General features: G+C 58.6%; 10 protein-coding genes. All 10 read left to right on the plus strand.

The window, feature by feature from the left end:
• Window position 1 precedes the first annotated feature (1 nt).
• Genes ACP3TA_RS24095 through ACP3TA_RS24140 form a run of 10 tightly spaced genes read left to right on the plus strand, consistent with a single transcriptional unit; the run spans window position 2 to window position 11,868 of the window.
• Window positions 2-1,057, plus strand: a complete 1,056-nt coding sequence (locus tag ACP3TA_RS24095; RefSeq protein ID WP_047025630.1) for an ABC transporter permease — start codon at window positions 2-4, stop codon at window positions 1,055-1,057.
• An 18-nt stretch (window positions 1,058-1,075) separates the two neighbouring features.
• Window positions 1,076-1,984 carry a thiopeptide-type bacteriocin biosynthesis protein gene (locus tag ACP3TA_RS24100; RefSeq protein ID WP_071841623.1) on the plus strand — a complete coding sequence of 303 codons (909 nt, stop codon included), beginning with the start codon at window positions 1,076-1,078 and terminating at the stop codon, window positions 1,982-1,984.
• Entirely contained in the window at window positions 1,971-3,317 is a 1,347-nt protein-coding gene (locus ACP3TA_RS24105; RefSeq protein WP_142002783.1) for a YcaO-like family protein, read from the plus strand. Before ACP3TA_RS24100 ends, ACP3TA_RS24105 begins: the two co-directional genes overlap by 14 nt.
• Before the next feature lie 12 nt (window positions 3,318-3,329).
• Window positions 3,330-3,947, plus strand: a complete 618-nt coding sequence (locus ACP3TA_RS24110) for a hypothetical protein (protein WP_021504405.1) — start codon at window positions 3,330-3,332, stop codon at window positions 3,945-3,947.
• The gene (locus tag ACP3TA_RS24115; RefSeq protein ID WP_060660375.1) at window positions 3,947-6,349 is read left to right on the plus strand and encodes a nitroreductase family protein; all 2,403 of its coding nucleotides are present in this window, start codon (window positions 3,947-3,949) and stop codon (window positions 6,347-6,349) included. The genes ACP3TA_RS24110 and ACP3TA_RS24115 overlap by 1 nt, the downstream gene beginning before the upstream one ends.
• Window position 6,350: 1 nt before the next feature.
• Entirely contained in the window at window positions 6,351-7,382 is a 1,032-nt protein-coding gene (locus ACP3TA_RS24120; protein ID WP_089195060.1) for a PqqD family peptide modification chaperone, read from the plus strand.
• Entirely contained in the window at window positions 7,379-9,916 is a 2,538-nt protein-coding gene (locus ACP3TA_RS24125) for a lantibiotic dehydratase (RefSeq protein WP_033644029.1), read from the plus strand. The genes ACP3TA_RS24120 and ACP3TA_RS24125 overlap by 4 nt, the downstream gene beginning before the upstream one ends.
• Window positions 9,909-10,124 carry a hypothetical protein gene (locus ACP3TA_RS24130; protein WP_033644030.1) on the plus strand — a complete coding sequence of 72 codons (216 nt, stop codon included), beginning with the start codon at window positions 9,909-9,911 and terminating at the stop codon, window positions 10,122-10,124. The genes ACP3TA_RS24125 and ACP3TA_RS24130 overlap by 8 nt, the downstream gene beginning before the upstream one ends.
• 6 nt (window positions 10,125-10,130) lie before the next feature.
• A complete protein-coding gene (locus ACP3TA_RS24135) occupies window positions 10,131-11,165 on the plus strand; it encodes an efflux RND transporter periplasmic adaptor subunit (protein ID WP_080273402.1) in 1,035 nt (344 codons plus the stop codon).
• Entirely contained in the window at window positions 11,158-11,868 is a 711-nt protein-coding gene (locus ACP3TA_RS24140) for an ABC transporter ATP-binding protein (protein WP_047025626.1), read from the plus strand. The genes ACP3TA_RS24135 and ACP3TA_RS24140 overlap by 8 nt, the downstream gene beginning before the upstream one ends.
• The last annotated feature ends 15 nt before the right edge of the window (window positions 11,869-11,883 follow it).

Raw genomic sequence — 11,883 nt, forward strand, 5'->3', positions numbered from 1 at the left:
CATGAGCCATAGCTGGCAGATTTATCGGCGCTTCTTCGGCGCCAACACCAAAGAATATTTACGCGATCCGCTATCAACCTTATTTTCTCTTGTATTGCCGTTATTTTTCATCTTTACCTTTGGCATAACGGCAAAAATTATTAATGGCAATCATCAACCGTTCTCCATGCAGGTGAGCGTTGTCGGAGACACGCCGGAAACAGAGGCTCTCTGGCTTAAATTGAACAATTATCCTGGCCTGGCCGTCCAGCGCCAGCTTCGAAGCGATCCGGAAGCGCTGGTGCGCGCGAATGAAGTGAACGCGGCGGTGAGTTGGGATGCAGTACAACAACGCCCTGCGATCACCACGACGGAATCCATGAGCTCCGTCGCTCAACTGGTTTCCGCCGCACTCAATCAGCAACCGGCCGACGCCCAGCAGCCGATACGCTTCATTACGCTGAAAACTGAGCGTTTCAACTATTTTAGTTTTATCTTCCCGTCCTTGCTGACGCTGGCCCTGTTGCAAGTCGCCTTATTTGGCACGGCGACGCCGCTGATCGCCGCGCGAGAAAAAGGCACTTACCGCTATTACGGCGTCATTCCGTTGCCGCGCTGGATTCTGCTCGCATCACAGGTCAGCGTCCGCCTGGTGATATCACTGGTTCAGATCGCCCTGTTAATGCTCATTAGCAGTCTGGTCTTTGGCTTTACCCTTGAGCATCCCCTGCTGTTTATCGTGCTGCTCGTCGCCAGCGCACTGTTGCTGGTGAGCTTTGGGTATGCGCTGGCCGGCTTATTCCGCACGAATACCGTCGCGACAATCGCCCTGACCTTACTCAACTTTTGGTGCATGTGTTTCGGGCAATTGTTCCTCGATCTGAGCGCATTCCCGCCACTCAAATGGTTAATTTTGACGACGCCGGTCGGTTTTGTCGCCGATGCACTGCGATACGCCATGAATGGCAGCGAAGGCGTATTCCCCTTCTTCATTAACTGTATCGGCATGGCGATATGGGGTGTGATCACGCTGTTTGTCGGCGTTAAGTGGTTCCTTTTCCAGCCAAAACAATCTTAAAAAAACAGGTACGCAAAGATGAAAAACAGATCGGCATCTTGGCATTTTTACAAGCTGTATATCGGTAGCCATCATGATGGAATGGACTTTCTGATCACCCAGGGATTGACCCAAGCACTGGCGTACGCTCCTGATTCTCCTTGGTTCTTCTTACGTTATATCGATGAAAAAGGATTACATTTACGCGTTCGTTTTCTGCTGCAGGAAAAGGACAGCCAGCGCCTGGAAACCGCCATTTACGCTGCGCTGCATGATGCGCTGAATAGCCTGCCGTTGCGCCCGGCCAACCTGTGGACGCCATTGGTCAGCTTCCGCGGCAACACGCCGTTTCCCACGCATGAACTCCCGGTCCATTGCGAACGCGCGGAATATGAGCCGGAAACGGACGTCTACGGGGGCGAAACGGGCATTGGCATCGCCGAAGCGCTGTTTCACCAATCCAGTGACATTGCCCGTGCCATATTGCTGGCCGAGGCAGGCGGCGGCATGACGCGCAAAGAGTTTGCGTTGCCTCTGATGCTGGCCATGTTGGAAACGTTCATTCCTGTTGCCCGGCGTTCCGCCTTCCTTGAAAGCTTCTCGACTTTCTGGCTGGCGGGCTCTGCGGATATCGGAATGATCAAAAACAGCTTTACCGATCGCGCATGGGAACTGATTGATGAAAACTCGGTTCTTCTGTCGCCGCAGATACGGCAAGACGCGCAAAGCGCCGAACTGGTGGATCGCTGGCAGTCTGCGCTAGACCAGACCCGGCGTAACTATGAACGCCATTGCGAACGATACAGTGACGGCCTCGCGAAAAATCTGGCATTCCAATTCATGCACCTAATGAACAATCGCCTTGGCTTAAGCACGCTGGATGAAGCCTGGCTGGCCGTGTTGCTAAGCAAAAGCCTGGAAAGCGGAGTTATTCATGCATCATCATAACTTTGCCGTTTCCGCGTCCATGCGCCAGAAATATCCGTTCATGTCGCTGCTCTCGCCGCTGACGGGCGTTGTCGGCAGCGTCTACCCGTTGGAACCGCAGGAGATGCATATCCCCCGCTTTTCGTCGGTTCTGGCCAGCCTGGGCAATCTGTCAATGCCATATCCCCATATCATTGACAATAAAGGCAACGACCTGCAAAAAATCGCGCTTGCCGGCTGCGGCGCCGATGAACACGTCGATATGGCGATCGTCCGCGCTGTCGCCGAAGCGGCAGAGCGATACGCCACCTGCGTCTACCATCCTCGCGATGTTTCGGTCGCCAGCTTCCGCGAACTCGGGGCTGACGGTTTGGCGGCCGACAGCCTGCCCCGTTGCAGCGAGGAGGAGCTCGCCGATCCGCTCTGCCCGGTCAAACCCATTGATGACGCCCAGCCGTTGCGCTGGGTGGAAGGTTACTCGTTGACGAACTCCCGCCCGCGCAAGATCCCGTTGATCATGTCGCATCTGTATGTGCGGCCCTGGGAAAGCGAGCGTTTCTGGTTGCCGATATCGACAGGCGTCGCGGCGCACACCGACCTCACCACCGCCACGGTAACCGCGATCAATGAAGTCATCGAACGCGATGCGATTGCCCTTACCTGGCTATTGCAAATGCCTTTAGCGCGCATCCGCTTCGATGAACCGGTACCGGATAGATTACAAGACAAGTTTTCACGCCTGGCGGCCAGTGGGCTGGAACAGCTGTTCTTCGATGCCACTACCGACATCGGCTGCCCGACAATCTACGGATTGCAGCTGCGCGACGGGCATCCGACCTCGGCCCAGTTCGTCAACTGCTCTACGGGGTTCGATCCCTGGGGCAGCTGCGGCAAGATTATCCGAGAAAGCGCCATGGGGCGTTCGGTACTCGAACATCAACTGCCGGTGCCGGACGATATACGCGATTTTATCGCTCTCGAACATGGCGCCATCTTCATGGGGCGAGCCGAACAGCGCTCCGCATTCGATTTTCTCACCGCCAGCGAGCGGCAGATGCCGATTAGCCGCCTGCAGGCCGGGCAACCGCAAACGCCGGCAGCACAGCTGAAAAAATTGGTGGCGCGTTTTCGTCAACTCAAGATGGACGTCGTGATAGCGGACATGACGACGGATGAACTGCGCGATGCCGGTTTACATGTGGTGCGCGCTGTCATCCCCGCCCTTTTGCCCATGACGGCATGCTATCGCGCCCGCTATCTCGGGCATCCGCGCCTACGGGAACAGCAGCAACGGTTGAGTGAACAATTAGGCAAAGCCGCCACGATAAATCCGTGGCCGCAACCTTTTGCCTGAAGGAGAGTGGTAATGATTATCGTCAGTGACACCGCGTTCGGCAATGACGTGGCCGATTATATGCACTGCCAGGAAGGGATCTCTCAACTGACATTGGCAACCGCACTGAACTATTCCTGGGCCGACAGCAAGGCTTCGTTCGTCGGGATCGCGCTATCCGGCGGCGCGCCGCTTAAGCTTGAACAGCTCACCACGCAGCTGTTTCGCGCCGGGATCCCTCACGCTTGCACCGTGTTGAACGACCATATGCTGTTTTGCGGCCCCCTAGTCATCCCAGGCCGAACCGCCTGTTATGCCTGTGCGGCGAAGCGCCTGCTCAGCCTCGCCGAAACGCCGCGTACGGCAATGATGGATTTGAACCTGCAGCGATATCATGAACAGCAGCCGCAGAACGCATTGCGCGGATATACGCCGGCGCTGGTGCTGATGGCTGGATTACGGTTAAAGCAGTATGCGCAGCTCCCCGAAGACCAATTCGGCAAACTGACCGCCGTGAGCTTTGGCAGCAATCGCACCGCGAGCAGTTCCGTGGTGGCGTTACACGGCTGCAGCTGCCGTGAAAACCGGCATATTTCGCAGGCTCAGGGCACGGCCTTGTTGGCCGAACACCTGGAAGGAGCCTTACGCTAATGAAAGCCACTCATATGTCGACCGTCTTGTCGGGCGCACAGTTTAGCCACCATAACGATCTTTACGCTTTGCTGCCCAAGCGCCCCAAATTAATTCCGGAACTGATTTTCATTCCTGAAAGCGATACCCGCGTAGCCGTGTATGGCGCCTATCAGCCGCGCATCCTGACCTGCGTTCAGGGGATAAACACGCTGGCGGTCTTCCTCGAGCGCCTCGATGGCGTCAACGTGCTGGAAAGCGTGCTGACCGACGACGCGACCATGAGCCGCGAGAATGCCCTGGGCATGCTGTCCTTACTGTTTCGCTATGGCTTCCTTGAAGAAGGTGAAGGCCTGGATGACGGCGCCCCAAGCCATTTGGCAAGCTATTGCGGCCGCTTTGTCGACAATACCCGCCTGCACGCCAACCGCACTGCGGCGCTGCAGTCCGCCCGCCGCCGCAGGCTCGCCCTGGTTTGCCCGGAAGATGTGTCATCGCTGCTGCAACACGCGTTGGCGCCTATGGCCGCCAGCATTGACGTTCTGACCGAGCGCCCAACGTCCAGCGCCCTCCCCTGGGATGATGCACTGATCATTTTTGACGGCAGCGAGTCCGACGTTTTCCGCCAGGCATGCGCCGATGGGTTGCACCAGGCCGGCGTGCGTTATCTGAGCTGCATTATTGGCGCGGATCGCACGCTGGTGGGCCCTTATACCCTCCCGAACATCAGCGCCAGTTATCAATGCGCACGCACGCAATGTGAGCAGCCATCGCCCGCCAACGATCGGCAAGAGGTGGCGTTCCGCGCCGTCTATGCCGCCCATGAGCTGGGGCAAATTCTGCTCGGGCTGTCCTCTGAAAGCTACCTCAACAAGGTCGTTTCCCATAGCCATCGGGGCGAGGGGGAGTACACCTTAGCCTATAAGGTCGCCCGCATTCCCGGTACCGCGCTAAGCGGTTTAGGCCATGCCGCCTATCTGCCGCCGGGGGAAGAGGCATTTACTGCCTGGCAGCACCATATCGGCACACGCTTGCCGCCGCAGGGCTTGTTGCCACCGCGTTCGCATCAGATGCACTTCACGCTGGATAACCTCAACCGCCACGCCTCAAGGCCGGTCAGGCTGCATGGGCAGCAGCATATCAACCTGCCCGACAGCGCATTGGCGGAGCGCTGTCCGCCGCCCTGGCGAATGTCGGCAATGCCGTCACAACCGTTGACACTGGCCAATCTGGGCTGGTTGCTGCGCCACGCCACGGGTTATCAAAAAGGTGAAGACGGCACATTACGCCGCATCGCGCCCAGCGGTGGGCAACTGCTCTCGTGCGATATGTTTGTGGTCGTCCGCCGGCCGCTGCCGGAGATACCTTGCGGGGCCTGGTTCTATCTCGGTGAAAAGCACCAGCTCGTCAGGATTGACGGCATTGACTGCCAGCAATTGGAACACTTGCTCCAGCATCCCGAAGAGCCGATTTCACTCATTATCAGCGGCAACCTGAACCGCGTGCGCGGCAAATATAACGACTTCAGCTATAACATCGTTAACCTTGACGCTGGAGTGGTTAATCAATATTGCGCGCTTTCCGCGCGCGCGGCGGGCTGGACGCTGAGAGAAGATCATGGCGTCGACCTGCAATGGTTGGCGTCATTGCTCTTCTTCACGCAACAGGATAACCCCCATATCCTCTGCCAGGTCTTGCATGTGCAAGCGCCCCCGTCACAGGGTGAGCCGTGCCCTGCTCCACTTTATGAAACGGCGAGCAGCCTGGTCGCCGTTAGCCACCGCCCACGGCCGGCCGCCGCGCCAGCGTCGCCCACGCCCGCTGCTCTTTCATCACTGGCGACTGTGCACCGCGATGAGCCGCTCTCCGCGTTGCTGGAGCGCCGCAGGGCGACGTATGACTATGCCGATAGCCCGTTCCCGGAAACCTGGCTGAATACCCTGATCGCCGTCGCGCATGCCGGTCTTGAACAAAGCCGCCTGCGCGGGATGCCGGCGTTGCCAATGGAACCCTGGATATTGCTGCCGGAAGCCAGCGGCGAACTTGCCGCGGGCATTTATCAGTGCAGTCAGGCAGATCGCCGTTACTGGCGGAAACGGGATAGCGGGTTTGGCCGCGCACATTTGGCTGATTGCATCAATCAATTAGCGTTCCATAAAGCCGGCGCGTTGCTGATGTGGGTTGCCGATCTTGAAAAGACCCTGCATGACCATGGCGCGGCGGGATACCGCATGCAGCTGCAAAACGCCGCGGCAAGCGCGATGCAGTGCTGGTTGGCGGCGCTGGACTGCGGCTTGACCGGAACGCTGGCGGGAGGCGTGATCGAAGAAGGGCTCATTCGCCACGCGGGCGCCGACGGCTATCGCGAGGCGCCGCTGTTCTGTCTAGTGCTGGCGTCCCCTCCGCCGGCAGAGGGTGTTTAACATGCCGCCTGCATCCCCCCTGTTGCGTTTAAACGAGGATGTGAAACTGATCTCTCCGCAGGCGAATGTGGCGCTGTTGCTGCAAGAAAACAGTAATGCGCCGTTAAAGCTGAGTGGGTTTTCTGCCCGGCTTGCCCAACAGTTGCAAGGGGGCAGCTCCATGGCGGCCCTCCTGGCGGAGCTGGCAGAACACCACCCGAACGCAACGCCCGAACAGTGCCAACAGGCGCTGTCCGCGTTTCTGCTGCGGTTGAAACAGGCGAATATGATCGTTGATGGCGCGCAAAAGCCGCCTGCGGCGGCGAAAGTGGCCGGGCGATATCAGCTGCCTAACCCCGATCGCGCCGCACATAAAATCGCCACCGTGCTGCGGGTTGTCCCGCGCGGGTTAGGTTACGGCCTGCTGAGCCTCGCGATTGCCGCTGCCTTGTGGCGTTTCATCGCGTGTTTGCCAGGGCTAAACGCCTGGCTGCTGCAGGGCGAATGGGCCAGCGTCCAGCTGATGGTGATGCTTGTCGGCATACCGTTATGGCTGTTTTTGCATGAAATGGCGCATGCCGTCGTTTGCCGTCTTTACGGCTGCCCGGTTCTGGGGGCAGGTCTGCAATTTCGCGGCTGGTGGCTGCCCTCCGTGTTTGTCAACACCAGCGCCATCGCGCTATTCCCACTGCGCGGCATGAAGGCCTGGGTGGCGATGGCAGGGCCATTGATGGATCTCTTGTGTCTGGGAGCGCTCGCGGCGCTGAGTGAAAGCGCCGCCGCCACCGCGATACGGCCGTTACTGCTGTTGATATTGTTCGGCCTGCTTTTCAATCTCACCCCTTTTCGGCTTTCGGATGCCACGCGGGCATTTCGCGCTTTTGCCCAACCCGGCGCCAATAAGAAAACCCGCGAGTGGTCTGCCCGAGGCCGCCGCCTATTCCGCAGTTATTGCCTGCTTTACAGCCTCTGCATGGCGGCGGCGATGGGTTGGTTAAGCTTCGTGAGTTGGCAGAAGGTGAATAACTGGTTGGCATCTGGAGTATTATCATGACGTTACCCGCGCAGCCTTTGTTGCTCGTCGCCCCTTTTATCATGCTGCGCACCGCAGGCCTGCCGGCGCACTATGTCAGCCAACTTCCGGATGATTTATCCGCGATTATCCGGCAACACCACTTGCAGGAGCCGGCCTGGCGGCAACTCGGGCAGGCGCTTATCGCCAGGCTGCATGCGAATATCGCATTACCCTCGGCGGACAGCGTTCGCCAGGATATGATTCGCTGTCGCCGCCATATCTTCAACGATCGCTATTTCAACCTGTCTGCCGAAGTGCGCGCCTGGTTGGCGCATTACGACTCAGCCGCTCTGGAGCAACTGACCGAATGGTTGGCGATAGCGAATGAGCGCCGGCAGTTGGCGGCAACCTTTAACCAACGCTGGCAGCGTGTCAACGAACAGACGCAGGCCTTGTTGCTCAAAGCCGCCAACGAACCGGCTCTGCGCCGGGCGCTCTGCCTTGCCTCCCCGCAGTTGCTTTGCGATCTGGAACAAAATTGGCAGAGTTGGCCGGCCAAACGGCGCCGGCGCGTAGAGCGTTCCTTGTTTGCCTACATGATTCGAGCGGCGGGCAAAGTCAGCCCATTCAGCACCTTTTCCTCTTTTAGCCTGGTCCCGTTTGAAAGCTCGGCCGGCGAAGCCACTCTGCAAACCGGTGAAGGCAAGGTGACCTCGACCGTACACCTCAACCGCTCCATCGCATTAGCCTTGCGCGACGCGCTGTATACGCAGCTCTGGTTGGCGAAACATGATCTGCCGCTGTGCCGTAACCCCTCCTTGCAACGCATTTCCGCCAGCCAGATGCGCGGCCATTTCTATCGCTATGAGAAACGCCACGGTTTGTTATGGAACGAAGAGCAGCAATTTGTCCTGGGCCTGGAGGCGGCGGAAATCGACGCCGTTCTGAGCGCCAGCCACCAGCAAAGCTGGAGCGCGTGGCGAACGCATTTCGAACTGGCTGGGATGGCCCCGTCCGAAGCGGAAAGACTGCTGAGAAAGCTGGTGCGCAAGGACGTCTTGCGCCCGACATTACAGTGGGGAACGCATCATCCTGCCCCTCTGGCCGATGTTTTGGCGCTGATGCCGGCGGAGCTCTCCAGCGACGCTCTGCGCAACCTGCCCGAACTGCCCGAACGCTTTGGTGCGGCAGAAAACGCGGAGCGCGTTGCGCTGCTTGAGCAGGCTCAACAGACGATTCAACAGAGCTGGGAGCGGCTGACCCGCCATCAGATGCCCGAAATTCGCAATATTTTATATGAAGACGCCTGGCGGGAAGGGATCAGGATGACATTGCCTGACGCTTTCATTCCCAATGTACTTGCCCGCGTAGCGAAAGCGGTGGCCAAACGCGCCACGTTGTCGCAGGAGTACCTCTGGCTGCTGCAGAACTTTATCGACAAATACGGCGCAGGTGGCCACTGCACCGATGTCTCATTGTTTTTGCAGCAGAGCTGGCAGGGATTTATTCAATTCACCCAACAACGTATCTCGCAGTCCGCCGCCACAACGGCCCGCTGGCGGCAGCACAATATCAATCCCGCCGCCCTGAAGCTGCCGGTAACGCTCTTCCTGCAATTGGATGCCCGTCATGTGGGGCAGCTAGCGCATCCCCGGGGCAAAGTGGTCATCAACAATGCGTATTCGCGTATCGGCTGGCAGTTGGCGCGCACCACGTTGACCAACGACAGCCAGGCCGACGACAGACGCCATCAGCTGCAAAACTGGCTGCGCCAGTTCGCCGCGCCGGCGCTGCCATTAACCTTCAGCGTCAGCGGCGAGTCCAGCAATCTCCAGGCTCAGGCCCGCCTGGCGGCTCATCATCTGTGCCTGGATGAGCCGCCTCAGGTTGCCGGCGACCTGACGCTCGACCGGCTCCAACTGCATCATGATACGCAGAGCGGCCTGCTGAAGCTGACGGACAACCAGGGACAAGCGTTCCAATTATGTTACCTCGGCGCGGCGACGCCGATGGTGGCCTGGGGAACCAAATACCTGCTTACCGTACTGGCCGAACCGGTGCAGATTGGCCGCCCCGCCTACAAGCGATTGATGGCCAATGAGCTGGATCATGACTTCCGCCATGCCCCGCGCATGGAGGAGGAAGACTGTGTCCTGATCCGTGAAACCTGGTGGGTCCGCTCTTCCCGCATTTTCCATGAGCTGTCCGGGCATCAGGCGGCGGAGCATCCGGCGCGCCTGTTGGCATTGTTACTGAAGAACGGCATTCCGACAGACAGCTATGTGAACGGGCAATTCAACGATCATCTTAGCTGGCAGTCATTTAACAACGACAAGATTCGCAAGCCGATGTGGTGCAGGCTGGGCAATTCACATTGCCTTGACCAATTGCTGCTACTGGCGCGAAAAGTTGACTGGTTAGTCTTCCGAGAGGCTCTCCCGTCACCGGAAAACAGTTGGATGGAAGTGAAGAATGAAACCTATCTCACTGAAATTCACACTGAGATGGTCATCCCTGGCGATTACCTCGACGCCTCTCTTATGTCCCCTCTGAAGGAGAAATCCCATGCATAAAGTATCAGGCTTGCTGCTTATTATCGGCCTCGTCATGTTCGCTGTCGCCCTGGCCCTCAATATCTACAGTAGCTACACGGCGAGCAACGCCAACGGTGCGTCATTGTTCTCCACCAACTGGTGGGCGCGCTGGTTCCCACTTTACGCTTCGGGAGCCGCTCTGCTCTTCATTGGTGTGATCTTGCGTCTGACAGTAGGGGATCGTTAAGCACCTATGCGTTCCCCATCTTCAGAGGCACCGCGCAACGCCGCCCGCCAGCAGGCGTTGCACCTGCTGAACTCGCCTCATACTCCGCCGCGCGGGCGGCCATGGCGCAAAGCGGCGCTCGTCGGAGCGATTGCGCTGGCGTTAGCCTTAGGTCTCGTTGCCGGCAGGGCATGGTTTACCCAGCCAGCAGCGGCCGAGCGCGCCAGCGCCGCCGAGCCTCAGGCCAACACCGCAGCACCTGTCGAGCCAGCGCCCCCTGCGGCGGCCGCATCTGCAGTCACGGCCGCAGGATTCATCAAGGCCTCGCGCCTCTCCACCGTTTCGGCAGAGATTACGGGAACGGTGCAAGAGATTTATGTGCAACGCGGGGACAAGGTAAAAAAAGGCGAGCGATTGGCATCACTCGACGGGCGTTCGCTAAGAGCGCAGCTTGCGTCGCTCCAGGCCAGCCAGCAAATCGCGGCGGGCAAACTCGCGCAGACAGAGTCCCGCCTGCCGCGCGCGCGCAATCAGCTGCAGCGATTGAACCGTTTGTTGCCGCTCAACTATGTGAGCCAGGATGATGTCGACAGCGCCAAAGCGGAGTTGGATTCGTTCGAGGCGCAGCGCCGCCAATATCAGGCAGAATTACAACAAGTGGGCTGGCAGATAAAAGCCAGTGAAATCGACCTGTTGCGTACGATTATCCGCGCGCCCTTCGACGGCCAGGTGGTGTCGTTAGACGCCTCCCCAGGGGAAACGGTCTCGCCCATTTCCGCCGGCGGCGGTTTCACCCGCACGGGGATCGCCACCATTGTCGGTTTGGATAATTTTGATGCCGAAGTTTGGCTGCCCGAAAGCCAGCTGGCGAAAGTCGCGCCCCAACAACGAGTGACAATCAAGCCGGATGGCCTCCCCGATCGACAGATCTCAGGCACCGTCAGCCTTATCTCTTCGGTGGTGGATGAGCAACGCGCGGCGGTTTTAGTCATTATCAAGCTCGCTCAGCAACAGCCCTGGCTGAAACATAATATGTCAATTCAGGTAGATTTTTATGAATAAAACGGCAACCGCGCCGAGCGATCCGGTCGTACAACTGCAACAGGCCGGCAAAGACTATAAAAAAGGGCGCGAGCACATCACGGTATTGCACGATCTTGATTTTAGCCTGCACGGCGGCGAGATGGTCAGCATCATGGGGCCATCCGGCTCAGGGAAATCGACGCTGCTCAATCTGATCTCCGGCGTTAATGTCTGCGATCGGGGCGAGGTATTTTTGCAAGGGCATTCGCTGCATCGGCTGCGACCTGAAGAACGCACCTCGCTGCGAGCCCGCCATATTGGCTTCGTCTTTCAGTTTTATAACCTGTTGCCCGTGCTCAGCGCCGAAGAGAATGTCGCCCTCCCCCTGCACCTTTGGCATATGGACGCCAAACAGCGCCGGCAACGCGTCGACGCCGCGCTGGAGCTGGTTCAGATGGAACACCGGCGCCGCCACTTGCCGGATGAACTCTCCGGAGGAGAGCGCCAACGCGTGGCCATTGCGCGTGCGATAGTCACTAATCCGGATCTGCTGCTGTGCGATGAGCCTACCGGCGATCTCAGCCAGGAGGCGGGGGAGGAAATTATGGATATTATGACGCTACTGAGCCGGGAGCAGGGCAAGGCTATCATCGTCGTGACGCATGATATTCAGGTCGCCGCGCGGGCACAGCGCCAATTCCAACTCAGGGACGGCAAGCTGATCCGTAGGGATATGCCATGAGAGCCGTGTTTTACC

It is taken from the genome of Serratia sp. 2C06 (genome assembly GCF_050037615.1).
In the GTDB taxonomy this organism is placed as follows: domain Bacteria; phylum Pseudomonadota; class Gammaproteobacteria; order Enterobacterales; family Enterobacteriaceae; genus Serratia; species Serratia ureilytica.